Below are 22,827 nucleotides of genomic sequence, written 5' to 3'. Positions count from 1 at the left end.
GTATGGCATTGAGTCAATTTCCAGTAACTGTTCGTGGTGCAGAATTGTTAAAAGAGGAATTACAGCGTTTGCGTGGTGTTGATCGTCCTAATATTATTCAGGCAATTGCTGAAGCGCGTGCGCAAGGTGATTTATCTGAAAATGCCGAGTACGAATCAGCAAAAGAGCGTCAAAGTTTTATTGAAGGCCGCATTGCTGAGCTAGAGGCCAAACTGTCGAACTTGCAAATTATTGACCCGCAAACATTAAATGCAGAAGGTCGTGTGGTATTTGGTGCCACTGTGAATATTGAGGATTTGGATTCTGGTGACAATAAAACCTATCAGATCGTGGGTGAAGATGAAGCCGATATTAAAAATGGCAAGATTTCTGTAAGCTCACCAATTGCGCGTGGCTTGATTGGTAAGTCTGCTGGCGATATTGCTGAAGTTTCAGCACCAGGTGGCGTTAAAGAGTATGAAGTGCTTGATGTGCTGTATATCTAATTAAGGTGATGACAATGGCTTCCCGACTATCTTTGATTTTGATTGCGTTGTGGGCCGGTGCATTGTGGAGCACTGGGGTAAGTGCGTATGTACTGTTTGATGCGTTACAAGATAAGCAGTTAGCGGGTAGCCTTGCCGGTAAGCTATTTAACGTAGTGACTTACATTGGCTTTGCCAGTGCATTTTATCTATTGATTCATCGTTTAGCGCAGTTTGGTACTGCAGCCTTAAAGCAAGCGTTCTTTTGGGCTGTTTTTGTCATGCTGCTATTAGTGTTGGCTGGTCATTTTGGCATTCAGCCAATTTTAGAAGGGTTGAAGTCACAAGCCTTTCCTGCTGATGTGATGCAAAGTGTATTTGCAGACAGGTTTAGAAACTGGCATGGGGTTGCCAGTTTAGCTTATGTGTTTGAATGCGCGCTCGCAGTGGTAATGGTGCTAAAAGCGCGTTAGTTTTAAATCACCAAGTAAATATTAATAATTCGGCCTGGTGGTTAAACGCAGGCCGAATGTTTTTTAAAGTTTAGGAATGATTACCTTGGCACTTTCTTTTACGGTGCTGCTCGCTCTGTAAAACACCAATTGTTTTCCAATGTGATGTACTGCAATAGCATTAGTAAGTTTGCAGATTTCTTCAAACATGGCTTTGCGTGCCACGCGGTTATCACCTGCTACCTGTACTTTAATGAGTTCATGGACGTTTAAGTTAAGCTCGATTTCTTTAACTACATTTTCCGTTAAACCATTGTTGCCTATCATGACAACTGGGTTTAAGCTATGAGCAAGGCCTCGTAGGTGTGCGATTTGTTTAGTACTTAGTTTCATATTTTTTAACAGAATTAATTAGTTAACTATTTTAACACGAAGCAATGTTTATTTGATGGCAAAGTATCAACGATGAAACCTACACGTACTAGTAAAGCTTGGATGCAAGAGCATTTAAACGACCCTTATGTAAAACTCGCACAAAAAGATGGTTATCGTGCGCGTGCCGCATATAAGTTAATGGAAATTGACGATAAAGATAAGCTCATCAAGCCCGGCATGACTGTCGTCGACTTAGGCTCGGCACCAGGTAGTTGGTCGCAAGTGGCGGTGCAACGTTTAAAAGGCCAAGGTAAAGTCATTGCACTTGATATTTTAGAGATGGCGCCTATTGGAGGAGTCACTTTTCTACAAGGCGACTTTCGTGAAGATTCAGTACTTAAGTTACTGGAACAAACATTAAATAATGTGCAAGTAGACCTTGTAATTGCAGATATGGCCCCCAATATCAGTGGAGTAAAAGATGTTGACCAAGCCGGTGCTGCTTATTTAACAGAGCTAGCGCTGGATTTTAGTAAAGAATGGTTGAAACCAAGTGGAAACTTTCTGGTCAAGGTATTTATCGGAGCTGGCTTCGAGGAGATCTTGCAAAATATGCGTCAGATGTTTGATAAAGTAGTGACGCGTAAGCCTAAGGCGTCACGCGATAGAAGCAGTGAAGTTTATTTGCTAGGAATAGGTCGTAAACCTTAAAAAATTGGGTTAAACTGCTTTCGTAAGATCTAAAATGCTTAAGAAACTTTAAGCGTGATTGTTGTTGATAAAGGAAAAGATTTTGAACAACGTGTTTAAGAATGTCGCTATTTGGATAGCAATCGGCATGATACTTGTGGCGGTATTTAACTTGTCCGGCGTTAAGGGTAATGCGGACAACCAAATCGTATATTCGCAATTTATTCAAGATGTTAAGGGCGGTCGTATTGCCAAGGTGCAGATTGATGGTCGAGTGCTGCATGGTACAACTCAAGATGGTAAGAAGTTTAATACGTATGCACCTTCTGACCCATGGTTAGTGTCTGATTTACTTAAATATAACGTAGCTGTAGAGTCAAAACCAGAAGAAGAGCAATCATTGCTCATGAGTATCTTTGTCTCATGGTTCCCCATGATTTTATTGATCGGTGTGTGGATTTTCTTTATGCGTCAGATGCAAGGTGGCGGTAAAGGTGGCGGTCCATTCTCATTTGGTAAAAGTAAGGCGCGTCAGTTAGACGAAGGTAACAACCATACTACTTTTGCTGATGTGGCCGGTTGCGACGAAGCTAAAGAAGAAGTCTCTGAATTAGTAGAATTTTTGCGTGACCCATCTAAGTTCCAGAAATTGGGTGGACGTATTCCACGTGGTGTATTAATGGTGGGCCCGCCAGGCACAGGTAAAACTTTGTTGGCACGTGCAATCGCTGGTGAGGCTAAGGTTCCGTTTTTTACAATTTCAGGTTCTGACTTTGTAGAGATGTTTGTGGGGGTTGGTGCATCACGTGTACGCGATATGTTTGAAAACGCTAAAAAGAATGCACCTTGCATTATTTTTATCGATGAAATTGACGCGGTGGGTCGTAGCCGTGGTGCTGGTACTGGCGGCGGTAACGATGAGCGCGAACAAACACTTAACCAGATGTTAGTGGAGATGGATGGCTTTGAAGCTAACTCAGGTGTGATTGTGATTGCGGCGACTAACCGTGCAGATGTGTTAGATAAAGCGTTGTTACGTCCAGGTCGTTTCGATCGACAAGTGATGGTAGGTTTGCCTGATATTAAAGGTCGCGAGCAGATTTTATTAGTGCATATGCGTAAAGTGCCGATTGACCCGGATGTAAAAGCGGATATCTTGGCACGTGGTACGCCAGGTTTCAGTGGTGCAGATTTAGCAAACCTGGTGAACGAGTCGGCATTGTTTGCAGCACGCCGTAACAAGCGCACTGTGGATATGCAGGATTTTGAAGATGCTAAAGATAAGATTTTCATGGGTCCTGAGCGTAAATCCATGGTGATGCGTGAAGATGAGCGTCGTAATACTGCATACCATGAATCTGGCCATGCCGTAGTTGCGAAGTTGCTACCAAAAGCGGACCCTGTGCATAAAGTAACGATTATGCCGCGTGGCTGGGCATTAGGCTTAACCTGGCAGTTGCCTGAGTTTGATCGCATCAGTAACTACAAAGACAAGATGCTGGAAGAGATTTCTATTTTGTTCGGTGGCCGTATTGCGGAAGAAATCTTTATGCATCAGATGTCAACCGGTGCATCAAATGACTTTGAACGTGCGACAAAATTAGCGCGTGACATGGTGACACGTTATGGTATGAGTGATGCTATGGGTACGATGGTGTACACCGGTAATGAGCAGGACTCTTTCTTTGGCAGCATGAGCTCTAAAACGGTTTCGGAAGCAACCCAGCAAAAAGTAGATGCTGAAATTCGTCGCATTTTAGATGAGCAATATGCGATCGCTCGCCGTTTGCTGGAAAATAACCGCGACAAAGTTGAGGCAATGACAGCTGCTTTACTTGAGTACGAAACCATTGATGCTGAGCAGATTAATGACATCATGGCTGGTAAGCCTGTGCGTGAGCCTAAGCCTAGACAGGCGCAGGTGCCGCCAGCGTCTGGCTCATCAAGCTCAGGCTCAAGCCCAGCAGCAACGGGTGAGCCGCAGCACTCTGCCAATACTTAACTTGATTAGGTTGTTTTATTTTAAAAAGGCTAGCGCGAACTAGCCTTTTTTATTGCCAAAAATCATGCACGACCACAGGTGTTTTGATGAGTGCGCATGCGCAACCTTAAGAGAGGACTTTACTTCCTAACGACTTTTAGTCGGATTTAGTATAATTAACATATGCAAACTCAATATCAATTTAATTGCGGTAAATATCAACTTAACTTAAGTCGCCCCCATGTCATGGGTATCGTTAATGTGACGCCTGATTCATTTTCTGATGGTGGCAAGTACACTAGCACTGATTTAGCAGTAGCGCATGGCTTAGAACTGATTGCTCAAGGTGCCGATATTTTAGACATCGGTGGCGAGTCCACTAGACCCGGTGCTGAGCCTGTGAGTCTAGATGAAGAGTTAAGACGCGTGATCCCTGTGATTGAGGCTTTAAGTGCTGTGTCCACAGTGCCGCTTTCTATCGATACCTATAAGCCTGAAGTCATGCGCCAAGCGATTTTTGCAGGTGTCGATATTGTGAATGATATACGTGCGTTGCAAGAAAAGCACGCCGTTGAAATTGTTGCGAATAGCAATGCTGGTGTTTGTTTGATGCATATGCAGGGCATGCCGCAAACGATGCAGCTTGCACCTAGTTATCAAGATGTAGTCGCCGAAGTAAAGCAGTTTTTAATCGAGCGTATGCAAGTCGTAATGTCGGCTGGTATTGCAAAAGAACGCATCGTATTAGACCCCGGCTTTGGTTTTGGTAAAACAACAGCGCATAATATTGCGTTAATACAGCATTTGGGTGAGATTGGTGAACTTGGGCCTTTATTGGTTGGTTTATCTCGCAAATCTGTATTGGGTAAGATTGCTGGGGGTGATGAACAGCAGCGCTTGCACGCAGGATTGGCGGCATCGGTTATATCAGCCATGAAGGGTGCAAAAATTGTGCGTGTGCATGACGTTAAAGCTACGGTAGATGCGCTAAAGGTCGTGACCGCTGTACTGCCCGCCTAACTTGCTACTGGGCGAGTTATCAGCCAACATAAAATTGTAATTCAACGCTTGAAAGAAATATGAATGAGTAAAAAATACTTTGGTACAGATGGAATTCGCGGACGCGTAGGGGATGCACCAATTACCCCTGAGTTTGTAATGCGTTTAGGTTATGCGGCAGGGCGAGTGCTGACCAGTATTGATAGTCACTTAGCGAAAGGCGCACACCCAGCGGTATTGATTGGTAAAGATACACGTATTTCTGGCTATATGTTAGAAGCGGCGTTAGAAGCTGGCTTGTCAGCTGCGGGGGTGGATGTTTTGCTGACAGGCCCGATGCCAACACCTGCAGTTGCTTATTTGACGCGTGCATTGCGGGCACAGGCAGGTATTGTGATTTCTGCGTCTCATAACCCTTATTATGATAACGGCATTAAATTCTTCTCCAGCTTAGGCACTAAATTGCCAGATGAAGTTGAACATGCGATTGAAGCTGCACTTGATGAGCCGATGCAGGTAATGGAGTCTGCAAAGTTAGGTAAAGCGCGCCGTATTGATGATGCAGCAGGGCGTTATGTTGAGTTCTGTAAAAGTACTTTCCCTAATCATTTAGATTTGCGTGGGTTGAAAATTGTGTTGGATTGCGCACACGGTGCCACCTATCATGTAGCGCCACCAGTGTTTCATGAGTTAGGCGCTGAGATTGTGGTGATTGGTAACCATCCGGATGGTTTAAACATCAATGAACAAGTTGGCTCTACACATCCGCAAGCATTACAAAAAGCGGTGGTGGAGCATCAGGCAGATTTAGGCATCGCTTTCGATGGGGATGGCGACCGTGTGATGATGGTTGATCATACCGGCCGATTGCTAGACGGTGACCAACTGCTTTATATTATCGCAGCTGCCCGTCAGCAGACGGGTGTTTTACACGGCGGTGTCGCGGGGACACTGATGACCAATTTAGCGTTAGAACATAAGCTTGCTGCGATGAATATTCCTTTTGCTCGTGCCAAGGTAGGTGATCGCTATGTGCTGGAGTTATTGAATCAAAATAATTGGCAATTGGGCGGAGAAAACTCTGGTCATATTTTAACGCTGGACAAGCATAGTAGTGGTGATGGCATTATTGCTGCTTTGCAAGTGTTGCATGCAGTGATACAGACTGGTAAAACTTTAAGTGAGCTAGGAGCGGACTTAACACTTTACCCGCAGGTGTTAATTAACGTCACCACCAAGCATAAGATTGATTTGAGCAATACCTTGATTCAGGCAGCGGTTGCAACGGCTGAAGCCGAGCTTAAAGACTCGGGACGTGTGTTGCTGAGAGCCTCTGGTACTGAGCCAAAAATCCGTGTGATGGTTGAAGGTGAAAATCAATCACAGGTCACCGCGTTAGCACAAAACATTGCAGATGTAGTCAAGCAGGTTGCATCTTAGTAGCACTTAAAAGTTAGGGTAATGTGGTGTAGCACTGCATTACCCTACTAAAGACATTTGCAGCAACTCGGATTGCCTGCATGTTTCAATAAATTTGCTGCGTTGAACACTCAATTGCCTAGCGTGTTCAATTCAACAAAGCTTCATCTCTTTTTCATCAATTGTTCACATTGCAGTGACAAGCTAGCTCCACTTTAAGTAAATATTGGAGGTGGATGATGACATCTAGAACACGTTTATATTTGCACCGTATGCATCAGTTTGATAGCAATGTTTGCGTTGCGGTGAACCACACCAGCCGCTATCGCTTGGTACGTGATAGCTTTAGGTTAGCGAGTAGGCTGGGTGATGGCGTATTTTGGTATGTGCTAATGGCTACGGTGCTGCTAGTGAATGGCAGTGATGGTATGTTGCCGGTATTACATATGGGGTTAGCTGGACTGTCTGGTACTTTGTTTTATAAATGGTTAAAAGGTAAAACCCTGCGACCACGCCCTTACGAAGTGAGGCAAGATATATGGTTAACAGGTAAACCTCTCGATAAATTTAGCTTTCCGTCTGGACACACTTTGCATGCAGTGGTGTTTAGCATGGTAGCTTTGAGTTATTACCCGCAGCTGGCGTTTGTACTCGTGCCGTTTACCGTGATGGTAGCGCTGTCGCGTGTGGTACTGGGTTTGCACTACCCAAGTGATGTGCTGGCAGGTGCGCTGATTGGTGCGTCGATAGCAGCTTTGTCTTTTTTAATTGTATAAATAACGATGGAGCGGTGTTAGGCATACGTTATGCTAACTCACTGACTCTAAATCTTTAGCTGTGCAGTCATTAGTGTTTGGGGTGGGTGAAATACTGCACAGGCTGTGGGTGCATGTGCTGCAAATGGTTTAGGCACTGTTCACGCCATTGTTCTAGTTGCTCCATACTGATATTCTTTAATTCAGCATCAAATACGGGTTGATTCCCGTCCAATACTTTACCGATATCCGCTAGCGCAAGTTGCGTTTTTGAGATGTAATACACAAAGTTCTGGCCTAGGCCACGATCAAGCACACGTGCAAATCTGTGAATCAGCTGCGGTATTCTCATCCGTCTTAATAGGGCGTCTCCCAATGCTAGGCGTTTAATCGCAGCGCTCGTGATGTCTTCAGCACAATTAAAATGAGTACTGACGAATCGGGTGATAGCAAAGTGATGTTCGCTCAACAGCTGATGTGGCGAGGTTTTAATGAGTGGCATTAGATAAGCATCCATTGCCCACTCTGAAGTGATATGGGTAAACATTGTGCTTTTAAACCACATGGCCTCATGCGCAGGCACGAAATGATGATGCGCAATCACATCAATATATAAGTGGCTAGCGTAACCAATAGCAATCGCCATTTCCTCATCAGACTTTGCTACATCAAGTAGCTGATGTGCACTTTTCCATGCGTGGGTATTGTTAAACGGTTGGCTCACTAGCGCCAGATCAGGAATGCATGCACCAGCCATCACTAAGTCTGGAAACTTCTTAATCGCAGTTTGTAGCTTAGGGTCTAGTAACGGCATAGCCCATAACAGTGATTGTGCAAAGTAGAGGTGAGTCATCAGCCCCCACGCATTTGCATCAGCTGAGTATATGCAGCATGGCAACCACCAGTAATACTGTTTGATTATCTTAGGTACTTGCATGCGAGCCACTGTGCCAGTGTGATATTAAATAAAAATGACAATACGATGATGTTTTATGGAAAAAGCTTACCGTCAGTGCCGATAGTGACTTGAGTTGTTGTGTTGGTGTTATGAGGTTTTTCTTTCATTAAACTGTCATATAGCGTGTTTATATTGTTAATAACGGATTGAATTTATTAACAGATGGGTGAACAGCGCGCATGAAAATACTATTTATATCTGATGTATATTTCCCACGTATTAATGGCGTTTCAACTTCGATTAGAACTTTTGTCGAGCAGATGCAAGGCTTAGGGCATGAAGTGCATTTAATTGCACCAGATTATGGTGTCGCTACCGAAGACGAGTCATGGATTAAGCGTATTCCGGCGCGTAGCATTTATTTTGACCCAGAAGATAAACTCATGAAGTATGGAGAGGTGCTGCAGCGCTTGCCGGATCTACGCCGAGAAGGGTATGACTTAGTACATATCCACACCCCGTTTGTTGCACATTATGTAGGGTTGAAATTGGCGCGCGAGTTAAATGTCCCTTGTGTAGAAACTTACCATACGTTTTTTGAAGATTACTTACATCATTATTTACCGTGGATTCCTAAGCCAATGGCGCGTGGTGTTGCCAGAATGATCTCCAAACGCCAATGCAATGCCGTTGATGGCATCGTGGCACCATCACAGCCCATGCTGGATGTTTTGCGCGGATACGGCGTTAATGTGAATGCAGAAGTGGTGCCTACTGGTTTGCAAATGCAGAGCTTTAAAGGCGCTGATGGTAAAGCGTTCAGACAAAAGTATGAGATACCTTTAGAGCGCCCAATGCTACTGTATGTGGGCCGTGTTGCATTTGAGAAGAATATTGCCTTCTTACTGGAAATGCTAAAAGTATTGGTGCAAGATGTGCCGGATGTGCTGCTGGTGATCACTGGCGAAGGTCCTGCTGAAGCCAGCCTGCATCGCTTAACTCAGGCGTTGGGGCTTGCACATAATGTACAGTTTATTGGATATCTTGATCGTGAGCTGGAACTTAATGCCTGCTATCAGGCAGCTGATGTGTTTGTGTTCGCCTCAAAAAGTGAAACACAGGGTTTGGTGTTGCTCGAGGCGATGGCACAAGGCACACCAGTGGTTGCGATAGCCGAGCTTGGTACAGCTTCAATATTGGTAGATGGGCAAGGTGCCTTGATTGCACCAGATCATGTTGATGGGTTTTCTGACAAGGTTAAACATTTGTTAATGTACCCAGAAGAGCGCTTTGAACTTGGGCTGCGGGCTAGGTCTTACGTGCTTGCTAAATGGACGGCATCTATACAGGCTGAGCGCATGGTGCAATTTTATGCGGCGTTAATTAATGCGCGGCCAGCTGTTAATGGCGCGTATGTGTCAATTGCCTGATTGCTACGGTACCCATTGTGGCGGAACTGGCTACAGCTATGTGTGGAAATATGCGTTATTTTCTATCAAGAATTGATGAAAGCGGATGCTAAGAACGCAATCTCTTTTATACTGTTAAGCAATACAGTTAATAAAGTCATTGCTTAATTATGGAAATAGAATCTAACGTAACCCCCAAGACCATCTATCTAAAAGACTATACGCCTGCACCTTATCGGGTGGGGCATGTAAACCTCTCATTTACATTGTTTGAAGATAAAACAATTGTGAAATCAGAAGTGCAATATATTAAAACAGCAGACGCTACTTCAGGCGACCTGGTGTTAAACGGGCAAGACCAAGTCGTGACTGCCGTAGAGATGGATGGTATTCGCTTTGATGGCTATACCATTACTGCGCATGAAATGACCATCAAGGATGCCGGTGAAAAATTCACTCTGACCATTACCTCAGAGATTGATCCTGCATCCAACACCGCGCTAGAGGGTTTGTATAAGTCCCAAGGCAGTTATTGCACCCAATGTGAGGCAGAAGGCTTCCGTCGTATTACTTACTTCCAAGACAGGCCAGACGTGTTGAGTACCTTCTCAGTACGTATTGAGGCAGATAAACACAAGTACCCTGTGCTCCTATCTAACGGCAATCTAGTAGATACTGGTGATCTTGCTCATGGGCGTCATTTTACCGCCTGGAATGACCCATTTCCTAAGCCTTGTTACCTGTTTGCACTGGTGGCTGGTAATTTGGTTCGCATAGAAGACTCGTTCCAAACCATGTCTGGACGTCAGGTAGCTTTGCATATTTACGTGCGTGCCGGTGATGAGCAGCAGTGCGATCATGCCATGCAGTCACTTAAAAAAGCCATGAAGTGGGATGAAGAAAAATACGGCCGTGAATATCAACTCGATTTGTTTAATATTGTCGCTGTGAGTGATTTTAATATGGGGGCGATGGAAAACACATCACTCAATATTTTTAACACGAAGTTAGTACTAGCTCACCAGGAAACTGCGACTGATACGGACTTTGACAGTGTTGAGGCTGTTATCGGCCATGAGTACTTCCATAACTGGACAGGCAATCGTGTTACCTGCCGCGATTGGTTTCAACTATCGCTTAAAGAAGGCTTAACCGTATTCAGGGACCAAGAGTTTAGCGCAGATATGAGCTCGCGCGCGGTGAAGCGGATTGATGATGTGGATCAGTTGCGACGTCTGCAGTTCTCAGAAGATGCGAGTCCTTTAGCACATGCCGTGCAGCCTGATAACTTTATCGAGATCAGTAACTTCTATACTACGACTGTGTATGAAAAAGGCGCCGAGCTAATTCGTATGCAGCATACTTTGCTGGGCCAAGAAACTTATCGTAAAGCAGCTGACTTATATTTTGAGCGTTACGACGGGCATGCCGTTACTTGCAATGATTTTGTACAGTGCATGGCAGATGCCTCTGGGCGGGATATGTCACAATTTTTCTTGTGGTATAAACAGGCAGGGACTCCTACATTAAAAGCTTCTGGTCAATATAATGCAGCGCAACAGCAATACACTTTAAGCTTAACGCAATCGCAACCTGATACCGCTGGCCAAGCCGATAAAAAACCGTTGCATATCCCGGTTGCGGTCGGGCTGCTAGATGCGTTGGGTAATGAAACACATGCAACCCAGATACTTGAAATGACCGCGCGTGAACAAAGCTTCACTTTTGATCATGTGCCGTCACGCCCGGTGCCTTCTATCTTGCGTGGTTTTTCTGCACCTGTAAAACTAACAACAGACTTGAGTGATGATGATCTGCGTCTACTGCAGTTGAAGGACACAGATGGCTTCAATAAATGGGAGTCTGGCCAGACCCTTGCACTACGCAATATTGAGCGAGTGATGGCTGACGCCACCGCTGATATCTCGCAATTTGTGGATGATTTTGGCATCATCATTGAACAAGCGATCGCGGGCGTAGGCGATAAAGCGCTGTTAGCAAGAGCGCTCACCTTGCCGACAATCGCAGTGATTGCACAAACCCAAACCGTGATCGACCCGGCAGCGATAGATCAAGCGCGTACGCATATTCTTAAAAGTATTAAACGTGCACATAAAGATGCCTTAGCACGCTTATATGATGATAATGCAAACACGGGTACGTTCTCAGTGTCACCAGCAGCCATGGGGCGTAGGGCATTGCAAAATGTTGCGCTTGAACTACTTACAGTGACCAATGGTAAGGGCTGTGCCGCTAGAGCCAAAGCGCACTATGATGGCGCTAATAATATGACTGACCGTGTTGCGGCGCTGGCTTGCTTGTCAGACAGCACGCAGCCTGAACGTGAGTTAGTGTTTGCTGACTTCTATGAGCGTTTTAAAGCGTATCAGTTAGTGGTCGATAAATGGTTTACGTTACAAGCGATGGCGAATAGGCCAGCTATTTTTGATGACTTTGCAAAACTGCGTCAGCATCATGAGTTTAATATTAAAAACCCAAATCGCGTGCGTTCACTTTACTCAGCCTTTGCGCTTAATAACCCTGTGCAGTTCCACCATCCTAGCGGGCAAGGTTATGCTATTTTAAGAGATGCCATTATTGAGTTAAATGCGATTAATCCGCAAATTGCGTCACGCTTGGTAACGCCTTTGCGTGAATGGAAGCGCTATACACCAGTACTGCAAACGCAGATGCAAGATGCTTTGCAAGCAATTATGAATACGCCAAACCTATCGAATGATGTGTTCGAGTTAGTAAGTAAAAGCTTAAAAGGCTAGGGTAATTTGCTATGTTGATTTTCGCCTAGTGTTTTATCATTAGCCGCGCTATCAACATAGCTTTCTGAAGGATGCTTGGTGCTATTTAGCACTGCAGCCACCATGGTTGCATCAGCATAATTTAGCCTATCAGCTCCTCCAAACAATAAAAGCCAACAGTGTTGGCTTTTATTGTTTGGATCAAGTAGCTAACAGCTAAGGCTAAGTATTAACCAAACTTACCTGTAATGTAATCTTCAGTTTCTTTACGTGAAGGGCGGGTGAAAATACGATCAGTCTCACCATGCTCAATCAGCTCACCTAAGTACATATAAGCTGTGTAGTCAGAAACCCGGGCTGCTTGCTGCATGTTATGAGTCACTACCAGAATCGTGAGCTTATTGCGTAACTCACTCATCAGTTCTTCAATATTTGCTGTGGCAATTGGGTCAAGCGCTGATGTAGGCTCGTCAAACAGCATGATTTCAGGGTCGGTTGCCAAGGCACGTGCGATACATAAACGTTGTTGCTGACCGCCAGATAAATTAAAAGCCAAGTCTTGCAGACGGTCTTTTACCTCATTCCAAAGCGCAGCACCTTTTAATGCTTCTTCTACCTTATCATCTACAACGCGACGGTTTTTTTCGCCACGTACACGTAAACCGTAAGCTACGTTTTCGTAAATTGATTTTGGAAATGGATTCGGTTTCTGAAATACCATGCTAATACGCATGCGTACTTCAATCGGGTCTACATTTTTTTCTAAAATGTTTGTGTCATCCGGATGCATAATAATCTGCCCGTCGTATTTGTTACCTGGGTACAAATCATGCATGCGATTAAAGCAGCGTAAAAATGTAGATTTACCGCAGCCAGAAGGCCCGATCAATGCCGTGATTTTATTTTCATACAAAGGCATTGAAACATTCTTAACTGCGTTGTGGCCACCGTTATAAAAAAAACTGAGATTACGTGCTTCAGCTTTTACTGGTGTAGTTGTCGTCATCATGAGAATTTAGATTCCTGTTGATAGATATATAGAGATAAGCCGTGAATTACCATTTAATGTTTTTACGCATTTTGTAACGCATTCTGATGGCAAAACCGTTCATGATCAGGGTTACTAAAATGATGATCACGCCAGCTGCTGCAGCGTTCACATGGAATGCCTCGCTTGGGCGAGATAACCAGCTAAACATTTGAATCGGTAATACCGTGAAGCCAGATGATAGCCATTCAAAGTTAAGGAATGGTGCGCTGGTCGTCACTGGAGATGGCGGTAAGAATGCGATGAAGGTCAATGCGCCAATGGTAATGATAGGTGCAGTTTCACCGATGGCACGTGCCATGCCGATAATTACGCCGGTGAGAATGCCACCGAAAGAGTATTTAATCACATGGTCATACACTACTTGCCATTTGGTTGCGCCAACAGCATAAGCCGCCTCGCGAATCGCAATCGGGATGCTGCGGATTGATTCACGTGTTGCAACAATCACCACCGGCAGTATCAACAAGCCTAATGTCAGACCTGCAGTCACGATGCTTTGACCAAGATCTAAAATGTAAACAAATAAGCCCAGTGCTAACAAACCGTAAATAATAGAAGGTACAGCGGCTAAGTTAGAAACGTTAATCTCGATAAGGTCTGAAAACCAGTTTTTAGGGGCGTACTCTTCTAGATAAATGGCTGCCATGACGCCCACCGGTACTGCTGAGATAAACGTGACCAACATCACCAGCGATGAGCCTACTAGCGCTGAGAGTAAGCCTGCACTAGCAGCGCGACGTGATGGAAAGTCGGTATAAAAGCTTAAAGACAATAACTTAGGATAGCCTTGAATGATTAAGTCAATAAACAGGGTTAATAACGTCACCAGACCAACCATCAGGCACAGTAAGCCAATGATGGAAAATATATAGTCATTGAGTTTGTGCCGATGAATCATGGCACGCACTTCGTCTAAATTTTTATTGATGTGATTTGCAGATGGGTTGTTCATTTTAGTATCTCTCGCTATATTTCTTGCGTGTGATGTGGCCGATAATGTTGAGCGTTAGTGTCATCAACATCAGCACCAGGCCTGCAGCAAAGATGCTTTGATAACCGATGCTGCCATGTGGTAAATCACCCATCGCAACTTGCACAATGTAAGCAGTAATCGTAGCCGCGGCATCCATTGGGTTAAATGTCAGGTTAGGCTGCTGACCTGCTGCGATCGCTACTACCATGGTTTCACCGATGGCGCGAGATATCCCTAAAATATAAGCAGCCACAATGCCTGAAACGGCGGCTGGCGTTACTACTCTAATCGCAGTTTGAAAACGTGTTGCACCCATTGCATAAGAGCCTTCGCGCATGCTCATAGGCACTGCGCGCATTGCATCCTCTGACAGGGAGGCAATGTAAGGGATAATCATAATGCCAATTACAATGCCTGAGCTCAGCATGTTAAAGGTTGGTAACTCTGGCATGATTTTTTGTAATAGCGGGGTAATAAACAGTAACGCAAAAAAACCAAACACAATGGTTGGTACGCCAGCGAGCAACTCTAGTACTGGTTTTACTGTTTCACGTACACGGTGCGATGCAAACTCAGACAGGTAAATGGCGCTAATTGTGCCAATCGGCACCGCAATCAGCAATGCCACGCCTGTCACGGTTAATGTGCCGGAAACTAAAGGCAAGATACCATAACGTGGATTTTCAAATAGTGGCGTCCAGACCGTATCGGTTAAAAAGTCTGACAAAGAGACATATTCAAAGAAACCGTAAGACTCATAGAGCAAAATGCCAATAATGGCAGCTGTTGTTAATACTGCAGACAAAGCAGCCAGCATCAAAATAAACTCAATCACACGCTCTTTTAGGTGGCGAGTGAAGTTTTTTGATAAGCGAGCACTAATTTGAGGGGTCAATGATTTATTTAACACTTGGGTTGCCGTATTCACGTTATATATACCAGCTTGTTATCATGATTGGTAAAAGACACTTGTAAGAAAAGCAGCGATTTATGTGCTTTCAAACAAGTGTCAGTTAAACATACTACTTAATACGCGTTAGCAATTCTTCAATTTTTACACCAACTTCAGGTTTACCACCAAAGCCAGTACCTGGTTTAAGTGCTTTCCAGTGAGTAATCACTGCTTTTTGCTCTTTAGCAGGTAACGCAACGTATTTTACTTCTTCAATCAGCGGTTTGCTATTTTCAAGGTAGTAGTTAACAAAGGCTTTAACTTCTGGCTTGAACGCTGCTGCTGTTGCATTAACGTAGATGAAGATAGGGCGTGCTAATGGTTGATAAGTACCGTCTTCAATTGTTGCTTTTGAAGGCAATACACCTGGTTTGCCTGGTTTATCAACAATTGAAACCGCTGTTAATTTGTCTTGATTCTCTTCATAGTAAGCATAACCGAAGTAAGCAAGGCCACCTTTGTCACCAACAACACCTTTAACTAAGACGTTATCATCTTCTGATGCAGTAAAGTCACCGCGGCTTGATTTTGCTTTACCAACAATTGCTTCAGTAAAATAGTCAAAAGTACCTGAGTCAGCACCTGGACCAAACAGTTTAACTGGTGTGTTTGGCCATGCTGGGTTTACTTGATTCCAAGTTTTTACTTTACCTTGTGCAGCTGGTTCCCACAACTTTTTAAGTTCTGCCGTAGTCATTTTTTTAGCAAAATCGTTACTTGGGTTAATTACCACAGTTAACGCGTCATAAGCGACTGGCAACTCAATAAACTGCACACCAGCTTCTTTACATGCATCGATTTCTTTTTGCAGAATAGGACGTGAAGCATTTTGCACATCGGTTTCACCGCGGCAGAACTTTTTAAAGCCGCCACCTGTGCCTGAAATGCCCACGGTTACTTTGGTTTTTGTTGATTTTTGAAATTCTTCCGCAACCGCTTCAGTAATTGGGTATACCGTGCTTGAGCCGTCAATCTTAATGATTTTATCGGCTGCTACAGCAAAGTTTGGTAATGCAAATAATGATGTAACCAAACTAGCTATTGTTGAATATTTAGTAAACTGGTATTGCATTTGTTGCTCCTTAGAGTAGTCAGTTGTTGAACTGTACGTATCATATGAAGCTAATGTGACAATATAATGACAAAAAATAAATTAGTAAAACTGATTAAATAAAAAAGGGCTCTAAGTGAGCCCTTTTTTACGATTTGCTAATAATTACATAAAGCTGCGGCCTAAATGGTAGCCAATTGCTGCCATTAAACCAGCGCATGGAATGGTGAGTACCCATGCCCAGACGATCCTTGATGCAAGGCCCCAACGCACTGCAGAAGCACGGCGAGATACGCCTACGCCTACAATTGCACCCGTGATGGTATGTGTGGTTGAAACCGGAATACCAAATGATGTGGCTAAGAACAATGCGATAGAACCAGAGGTTTGTGCACAGAATGCGCCGGTTGGGCGTACTTTAGTGATGCCCATGCCCATGGTGCGCACAATACGCCATCCACCCATCAATGTACCTAAGCCCATCGCTAGCTGGCATGAAATCACTACCCAAAATGGCACATGAAAATCGCCGTGTAGGTAGCCGTTTGCAAATAGCAGCACGGTGATAATACCCATGGTTTTTTGTGCATCGTTAGCGCCGTGACCTAAGCTAAATAGAGAAGATGAAATAAATTGCATCTTATTAAAACGGTTCTCTGTTTTGTATGGTGACGACCTTTGAAACAGCCATAGCACAGCAACTGAGAGCAGCATGGCCAGCAGCATACCAAATAGTGGCGACAGCACAATGGCAACACCAGTAGTAATGAGTTTGGTCCCGAGAATGATGCCTTGAGTCCCTGCATGCGCTACGCCTGCACCGAGTAAGCCGCCAATGAGTGCATGTGATGATGATGACGGAATGCCGAACCACCAAGTGATGATGTTCCATGCAATTGCACCAATCAGTGCACCAAATATCACCGCATTGTTGACGATGTTGGGATCAATAATGCCTTTGCCCACGGTGTCAGCGACATGTAGACCAAAGAACAGGAATGCAATGAAGTTAAAAAATGCTGCCCATACTACCGCGGCCTGTGGTGTGAGTAAGCGCGTTGAAACCATGAGTGCAATAGAGTTAGCTGCGTCATGGAAACCGTTCATAAAGTCAAATATGAGGGCAACCACCACGAGAAACGCCATGATGAGAATTGCGTGATCCATTGTTTACCCCTTAGATGCGCTCAAGTACAACGCCATGGATTACATCTGCAACGTCTTCACAGCTATCAACTGCTTCTTCAAATAAATCGTAGAGTTCTTTTGAGCGGATTAAGGTGCGGGCATCGCCTTCTTCAGCAAATAAGCGATGCATGCCTGATCGCATCACGTGATCAGCTTCGCCTTCGATGCTGCTAATTTCTTCACAAGTTTGTAGGATGCGGCTAGAGTTTTTCATGTCTGACAGCATGCTTACCGCTTCACGTACTTTTTCAGATGCGCGTAGCAGAATTTGGCCTAGCGCTACCATTTCAGGTGTAAACGCGGTGTGACCGTATATTTTTGCACTTTGTGGAATGGCTTCCATGTAGTCGATGATGTCATCTAATGCCATTGCTAGTTCACGAATTTCACGACGGTCAAATGGTGTAATAAATGTTTTATGTAGGGAGAGTAAAATTTCTTTTGTATATTCATCTGCTTCAGATTCGATTTTTCTAATCTCAGCAAAATGTTCATCGAACTTTTCGCTATCTCTTACTGCAGCCATCATGGCAAGTACTTTTGAGCCTTTGACAGCACAGTCTGCTAGGCTGTTGAAAAGTACGAAGTAATTGTCATTACGAGGTGAAATTGCAGCCATTAATCGACCAAGTGCAGCATTTGCCATAGTTTTTTAACTCCCTTATTTATTACTGTTTTGTTACTTTTAGATTAAAAATTCTTGAATATCGCAAGTTTAACCGTCTAGGCCAAAATCTGCGAGTATTTATATGGTTTTAATGGAACTTTTTTCAATCACGGAAATTGATTACTTTACGTGATGAAATGCTTTCATCTGGCATTTAATCTATATATGCAGGGTAAAAAGCTCGGGTAGCTAATGAGTACCGTGTGTTTAAGCAGGATTTTAACGCGCAGGTTGTGAGTATTTTCTGCGGCATAGGATATTAGTTAATTAGACATGAATGTTGTTGGTTGACGCGACTTAAATCCGGCAATATGGCGGGATAAGCCTTTGCTGTATAATGGCGTTTTTTAGCAACACGTAAGCATTATGGAAGCAGAACAACTCAATATTATTGCTAATCGCTTAGGCGATTTAGGCGAGCGTAACCTAGCTCTTCGGGGGTATCTTTGACTTTGAGTCTAAGAGTCAGCGTTTAGAAGAGGTTAATGGCTTACTGGAAGACCCCAAGATTTGGGATGACAACGCTAAAAGCCAGGCCCTAGGCAAAGAAAAGCGTGCGCTTGAATTGGTAGTAAACACGCTCACCCATGTGCAGGCAGGGCTAAAAGATGCGCAAGAGTTGTTTGAGATGGCGCGAGAAGAAAATGATGACGATACTTTAGTGAGTGTTGAGCATGACTCTTTGGCGCTAGAAAAAGAAATCGCCGAGATGGAGTTCAGGCGTATGTTCTCTGGCGAACTGGATTCTGCGAACTGTTTTATCGAGTTTCAATCAGGTAGCGGTGGTACCGAAGCGCAGGACTGGGCGAATATGCTGCTTCGTATGTATTTACGTTATTGCGAGCGTAAGGGCTTTAAGGTTGAGGTGCTAGAAGAGTCTGAAGGCGATGTTGCCGGTATTAAAGGTGCATCAATTAAAGTGTCTGGCGATTATGCCTACGGTACTTTACGCACAGAAAATGGCGTGCATCGTTTAGTGCGTAAGTCTCCATTCGATTCCAACGCCAAGCGCCATACCAGTTTTGCCAGTGTGCAGATATTCCCTGAGGTGGATGACTCGATTCAAATCGACATTAACCCTGCGGATTTACGTGTTGATACTTATCGTGCAAGCGGTGCGGGTGGGCAGCATATTAATAAGACCGACTCTGCGGTACGTATTACGCATATTCCAACCAATACCGTGGTGCAGTGTCAAAACGATCGTTCGCAACATCGCAATCGAGAAGAAGCGATGAATATGCTGAAGGGTGCACTTTATAATTTAGAGTTGAATAAGCGTAATCAAGAAAAACAAGCACTTGAAGATGCCAAAACAGATATTGGTTGGGGTCATCAAATCAGGTCTTATGTGTTAGACCAGTCACGTATTAAAGATTTACGTACTGGTGTGGAAATTGGCAATACGCAAGGCGTGCTTGACGGCGATCTTGACCCATTTATTACCGAAAGTTTGAAGCAGGGAGTGTAGTGTGAGTAACGTGCAAAATAATGAACAAAATAATGAAGTGATTGCAGTGGATGAAAATCATGTGATTGCTGAGCGCCGCGAAAAATTAAAGTTGATTCGTGAAAACGCCAAGCAAACTGGCTCAGTTGCTTTCCCGAATGACTTTAAACCAGAGCATCAGGCTGTAGCGCTACATGCTGAGTTTGGTGGGTTTGATAATGAAATACTGCAACCTCGCGCCGTGCACGTCAGTATTGCAGGCCGCATGATGTTAAAACGTGTCATGGGTAAGGCCAGTTTTGCCACGGTGCAAGACAGTACGGGTCGTATTCAACTATTTGTTTCTAAAGATAATTTCACTGATGAAAACAGTGAGGCTGTTTACGAGGCGTTTAAACACTGGGACTTGGGCGACATTATTGCGGCTAAAGGGGTGTTGTTTAAAACCAAAACGGGCGAGCTTTCAGTCAAGGTGTCTGAGCTGCGTTTGTTGACTAAATCATTGCGCCCATTGCCTGAAAAGTTTCATGGCTTGCAAGACCAAGAGGTTAAGTATCGTCAACGCTATGTAGATTTGATGGTGTCTGAAGAAACCCGTGCTACCTTTATTGCGCGTAGTAAGGTTGTATCAGCGATTCGCAGTTTTATGCTGGAGAATCAGTTTTTAGAAGTAGAAACACCAATGCTGCACCCGATTCCGGGTGGTGCGTCAGCTAAGCCGTTTATTACGCATCACAACGCGCTCGATATGCAAATGTATATGCGTATTGCTCCTGAGTTGTATTTGAAGCGCTTAGTTGTTGGTGGTTTTGAGCGTGTGTTTGAGGTGAATCGTAATTTCCGTAACGAGGGTTTGAGCGTACGCCATAACCCAGAATTTACCATGATGGAGTTTTATGCGGCTTATACCGACTACCTATGGTTGATGGACTTTACCGAGCGCTGTATTCGCACTGCGGCGATTGCGGCGACAGGTTCAGCCGTGTTGCAATATCAAGGCCGTGAGTTAGATTTAAGCAAGCCATTCCAACGCTTGACCATTGTAGGTGCGATTCAAAAATATGCACCGCAATATACGTTGGAGCAGTTGAACGATGCTGCCTTCTTGCGTGCAGAGATACTGAAATTTGGTACTAAACCATTTGACCATGCAGGCTTAGGTGCATTGCAATTGGCCTTGTTTGAAGAAACTGCAGAGAGCCAATTGTGGGAACCTACCTACATTATTGATTACCCAGTAGAAGTTTCACCGTTAGCGCGTGCATCAGACGCTAACCCTGAAATCACTGAGCGTTTTGAATTGTTTGTGACAGGACGTGAGATTGCGAACGGCTTTAGCGAATTAAACGATGCTGAAGATCAAGCGGCGCGCTTCCATGCACAAATGAAAGCAAAAGAAGCGGGTGACGCTGAAGCGATGTACTACGATGCAGACTTTATCCGTGCACTAGAGTACGGCATGCCACCGACTGGCGGTTGTGGGATTGGTATTGACCGCTTGGTGATGATGATTACGGACAGTGCAAGTATCCGCGATGTGATTTTGTTCCCGCATATGCGTCCAGAAGCTTAAGCCTTAATCAGCATTGCTTGCGATAGAAAAGCCGTTGCTAGTGAATACTAGTGACGGCTTTTTTGTTGTAAAAATACAACGGAAATAAAATTAATTTTTATAAAGTTTGATCTGTCATGAAACTGTAATACAGCTACCGCAAAATCCCCTCTGTCGAAAAACGCAGTAAATAATTATTAAATTAATAGAGGGAATGTAAATGAACTACAAATTACGTAGCTTGGTAGCTGCGAGTATCACAGGTGCATTAATGTTAGGTGTTGCGCAACAGGCATCTGCAGATTCTACTATCGATATTGTGAATGCGTTAGTTGCAAAAGGCGTGTTAACTGAAGAAGAAGGCGCATTGCTAACTAAAGGCCGCAGTGGTGAACGTGATGCGGCTGAAGCAAAGTCAAAAAAACAAATTAATGTAGTGAATAAAGACGGTCTGCGTTTTGAGAACGAAGATAAATCAGTCAGCGTTGCTTTGGGTGGCCGCATTCACGCTGACTACCGCAACTTTGATCACAGTGGCAATGATAAGTTGGCATCTAATAGCTCTGCTAATGAATCTGATACATTCGATATTCGCCGCGCTCGCTTAGTTTTAAGCGGTCAGATTATGGATCATTACACATTCCAGTTATCAGGCGACTTTGCTGGTCAAACTGCTGGTAATACTGGCGCAACGCTTGATCAGGCGTGGGTGAATGTAAACTACTGGCGTCCATTGCAAGTGACTGTAGGTCAATTTAAAGCGCCAATTAGCATGGAGCGTAAAATGAGCTCTAATACTTTGGACTTTTTAGAGCGTAGCTTACATGATAGTTTAGGTAGTTATGAAGACCGCGGTTTAATGGTTTGGGGTATTCCAAAAGACGGCTTGACTTATGCTGTCTCCGTTATTAACGGTGAAGGTAACAAAAATAGTAATGATGTTGATAGCCGAGTAAGCAAACCTGAGGTTCAATTAAATGCAACGGTAAACTTTGCAGAACTGATGGGTAATAAAGATGCTGTATACCATTTAGGTGTTGGATACGCAGATACCGAGTTCTCAAAGGCTAACTCAGCTTCAAGCAGTGCTTCAACATGGTGGGTAGCGGGTAGTAACCAGTTTAGAACAGAAGCACGTGGTGTGAACTTTTTAGCATTACCAAATGTTGGCTCAGTGGCAAATACTAGCAACGCTATTGAGCGTCAGCGTTTTGCTCTTGAGGGCGCTGTTGCGTTAGGTCCAGTCAAGGTCGTGAGTGAGTGGATGCGTAATAGTTTCAAAGGTGATTTAAGTCCGACAGCTGATTTTAATAACAATATAGATGCATGGTATGTATCAACTTTATGGAACATTACTGGCGAGAAGTTTGCTGACTTTTACAAAGATGGTGTTTTCAAAGGTGTTAAACCAACTAATAACTTTGATTTGGGTAAAGGTGGCGGCACTTGGCAGTTAGGTTTACGTTATGCACATATTGATGCCAGCGATTTTAATAACTCAAACTTTGCTGCTGCTGGTGGCGGTACACAAAACGGCGTCTCGCGAATCAATACAACGAGTAAAACTAATACGTTTGAGGCAGGTGCTTGGACTGTTGGTTTGAACTTTGTACCTAACCCAAATACACGTTTTATGCTTAACTTTGTTCAGACCAACTTTGATACGCCAATCATGATTGAGAGTAAATTGAAGGATAATGAGAAAGCAATTACAGCCCGTGCTCAATTTAACTTCTAATTGATAC

At 44.0% G+C, this 22,827-nt stretch carries 20 protein-coding genes; 12 read left to right on the top strand and 8 right to left on the bottom strand.

Annotation, left to right across the window (positions count from 1 at the left end):
- Window positions 1–2: 2 nt before the first annotated feature.
- Both greA and C3Y98_RS09685 read left to right on the top strand, forming a co-directional pair.
- Window positions 3–485 (top strand): transcription elongation factor GreA, encoded by a 483-nt coding sequence (gene greA / locus C3Y98_RS09690; RefSeq protein WP_135278396.1) that lies wholly within the window; start codon window positions 3–5, stop codon window positions 483–485.
- Window positions 486–499: 14 nt separating this feature from the next.
- The gene (locus tag C3Y98_RS09685; protein WP_135278395.1) at window positions 500–937 is read left to right on the top strand and encodes a DUF4149 domain-containing protein; all 438 of its coding nucleotides are present in this window, start codon (window positions 500–502) and stop codon (window positions 935–937) included.
- A gap of 63 nt (window positions 938–1,000) precedes the next feature.
- On the opposite strand, the gene yhbY is transcribed toward C3Y98_RS09685, so the two are convergent.
- Window positions 1,001–1,309: a ribosome assembly RNA-binding protein YhbY gene (gene yhbY / locus C3Y98_RS09680; protein ID WP_135278394.1), complete on the bottom strand. Its 309-nt coding sequence runs from the start codon at window positions 1,307–1,309 to the stop codon at window positions 1,001–1,003.
- 72 nt (window positions 1,310–1,381) lie between these two features.
- Between yhbY and rlmE the strand changes: the two genes are divergently transcribed.
- The 5 genes from rlmE to C3Y98_RS09655 all read left to right on the top strand — a co-directional run bounded on the left by rlmE (window position 1,382) and on the right by C3Y98_RS09655 (window position 7,156).
- Window positions 1,382–2,002 carry a 23S rRNA (uridine(2552)-2'-O)-methyltransferase RlmE gene (gene rlmE, locus C3Y98_RS09675; protein ID WP_135278393.1) on the top strand — a complete coding sequence of 207 codons (621 nt, stop codon included), beginning with the start codon at window positions 1,382–1,384 and terminating at the stop codon, window positions 2,000–2,002.
- 82 nt (window positions 2,003–2,084) lie between these two features.
- Window positions 2,085–3,983 carry an ATP-dependent zinc metalloprotease FtsH gene (gene ftsH, locus C3Y98_RS09670; RefSeq protein WP_135278392.1) on the top strand — a complete coding sequence of 633 codons (1,899 nt, stop codon included), beginning with the start codon at window positions 2,085–2,087 and terminating at the stop codon, window positions 3,981–3,983.
- A 162-nt stretch (window positions 3,984–4,145) separates the two neighbouring features.
- Window positions 4,146–4,982, top strand: a complete 837-nt coding sequence (gene folP, locus C3Y98_RS09665) for a dihydropteroate synthase (protein ID WP_135278391.1) — start codon at window positions 4,146–4,148, stop codon at window positions 4,980–4,982.
- Between the two features lie 63 nt (window positions 4,983–5,045).
- A complete protein-coding gene (gene glmM, locus C3Y98_RS09660; protein ID WP_135278390.1) occupies window positions 5,046–6,401 on the top strand; it encodes a phosphoglucosamine mutase in 1,356 nt (451 codons plus the stop codon).
- Window positions 6,402–6,619: 218 nt separating this feature from the next.
- The gene (locus C3Y98_RS09655) at window positions 6,620–7,156 is read left to right on the top strand and encodes a phosphatase PAP2 family protein (RefSeq protein WP_135278493.1); all 537 of its coding nucleotides are present in this window, start codon (window positions 6,620–6,622) and stop codon (window positions 7,154–7,156) included.
- Window positions 7,157–7,226: 70 nt separating this feature from the next.
- Here the strand turns inward: C3Y98_RS09655 and C3Y98_RS09650 are convergent, their stop codons facing one another.
- On the bottom strand, window positions 7,227–7,988 hold the full coding sequence (locus C3Y98_RS09650; protein WP_245234357.1) for a zinc dependent phospholipase C family protein: 762 nt from the start codon (window positions 7,986–7,988) through the stop codon (window positions 7,227–7,229).
- A gap of 284 nt (window positions 7,989–8,272) precedes the next feature.
- Between C3Y98_RS09650 and C3Y98_RS09645 the strand changes: the two genes are divergently transcribed.
- Together C3Y98_RS09645 and pepN are read left to right on the top strand one after the other, a co-directional pair.
- On the top strand, window positions 8,273–9,463 hold the full coding sequence (locus C3Y98_RS09645) for a glycosyltransferase (protein WP_135278388.1): 1,191 nt from the start codon (window positions 8,273–8,275) through the stop codon (window positions 9,461–9,463).
- Between the two features lie 149 nt (window positions 9,464–9,612).
- A complete protein-coding gene (gene pepN, locus C3Y98_RS09640) occupies window positions 9,613–12,219 on the top strand; it encodes an aminopeptidase N (protein ID WP_135278387.1) in 2,607 nt (868 codons plus the stop codon).
- Between the two features lie 208 nt (window positions 12,220–12,427).
- On the opposite strand, the gene pstB is transcribed toward pepN, so the two are convergent.
- The 6 genes from pstB to C3Y98_RS09610 all read right to left on the bottom strand — a co-directional run bounded on the left by pstB (window position 12,428) and on the right by C3Y98_RS09610 (window position 18,059).
- Entirely contained in the window at window positions 12,428–13,207 is a 780-nt protein-coding gene (gene pstB, locus C3Y98_RS09635; RefSeq protein ID WP_135278386.1) for a phosphate ABC transporter ATP-binding protein PstB, read from the bottom strand.
- A 46-nt stretch (window positions 13,208–13,253) separates the two neighbouring features.
- The gene (pstA, locus tag C3Y98_RS09630; RefSeq protein ID WP_135278385.1) at window positions 13,254–14,201 is read right to left on the bottom strand and encodes a phosphate ABC transporter permease PstA; all 948 of its coding nucleotides are present in this window, start codon (window positions 14,199–14,201) and stop codon (window positions 13,254–13,256) included.
- Window position 14,202: 1 nt separating this feature from the next.
- Complete coding sequence (pstC, locus tag C3Y98_RS09625; RefSeq protein ID WP_135278384.1) at window positions 14,203–15,150, bottom strand: phosphate ABC transporter permease subunit PstC; 948 nt, start codon at window positions 15,148–15,150, stop codon at window positions 14,203–14,205.
- Window positions 15,151–15,244: 94 nt separating this feature from the next.
- A complete protein-coding gene (locus C3Y98_RS09620; RefSeq protein ID WP_135278383.1) occupies window positions 15,245–16,246 on the bottom strand; it encodes a PstS family phosphate ABC transporter substrate-binding protein in 1,002 nt (333 codons plus the stop codon).
- Between the two features lie 144 nt (window positions 16,247–16,390).
- Window positions 16,391–17,392: an inorganic phosphate transporter gene (locus C3Y98_RS09615; protein WP_135278382.1), complete on the bottom strand. Its 1,002-nt coding sequence runs from the start codon at window positions 17,390–17,392 to the stop codon at window positions 16,391–16,393.
- A 10-nt stretch (window positions 17,393–17,402) separates the two neighbouring features.
- The gene (locus tag C3Y98_RS09610; protein ID WP_135278381.1) at window positions 17,403–18,059 is read right to left on the bottom strand and encodes a DUF47 domain-containing protein; all 657 of its coding nucleotides are present in this window, start codon (window positions 18,057–18,059) and stop codon (window positions 17,403–17,405) included.
- Window positions 18,060–18,446: 387 nt separating this feature from the next.
- Here C3Y98_RS09610 and prfB point away from each other — a divergent pair.
- From prfB to C3Y98_RS09595, 3 genes are all read left to right on the top strand, one after another.
- Window positions 18,447–19,551, top strand: a protein-coding gene (gene prfB / locus C3Y98_RS09605) for a peptide chain release factor 2 (RefSeq protein WP_135278380.1) whose coding sequence is annotated in 2 segments (ribosomal slippage) — window positions 18,447–18,527 and window positions 18,529–19,551 — 1,104 coding nt in all. Because the reading frame shifts where the segments join, the coding sequence is not laid out codon by codon here.
- Window position 19,552: 1 nt separating this feature from the next.
- The gene (gene lysS / locus C3Y98_RS09600) at window positions 19,553–21,103 is read left to right on the top strand and encodes a lysine--tRNA ligase (RefSeq protein ID WP_209308782.1); all 1,551 of its coding nucleotides are present in this window, start codon (window positions 19,553–19,555) and stop codon (window positions 21,101–21,103) included.
- A 199-nt stretch (window positions 21,104–21,302) separates the two neighbouring features.
- Window positions 21,303–22,820 (top strand): OprO/OprP family phosphate-selective porin, encoded by a 1,518-nt coding sequence (locus C3Y98_RS09595; protein ID WP_135278379.1) that lies wholly within the window; start codon window positions 21,303–21,305, stop codon window positions 22,818–22,820.
- Window positions 22,821–22,827 lie beyond the last annotated feature (7 nt).

Source organism: Methylotenera oryzisoli, from assembly GCF_004661485.1.
Classification (GTDB): domain Bacteria; phylum Pseudomonadota; class Gammaproteobacteria; order Burkholderiales; family Methylophilaceae; genus Methylotenera; species Methylotenera oryzisoli.
The sequence above is the reverse complement of the archived record's forward strand: the minus strand, read 5'-3'. Positions and strand labels throughout refer to the sequence as shown.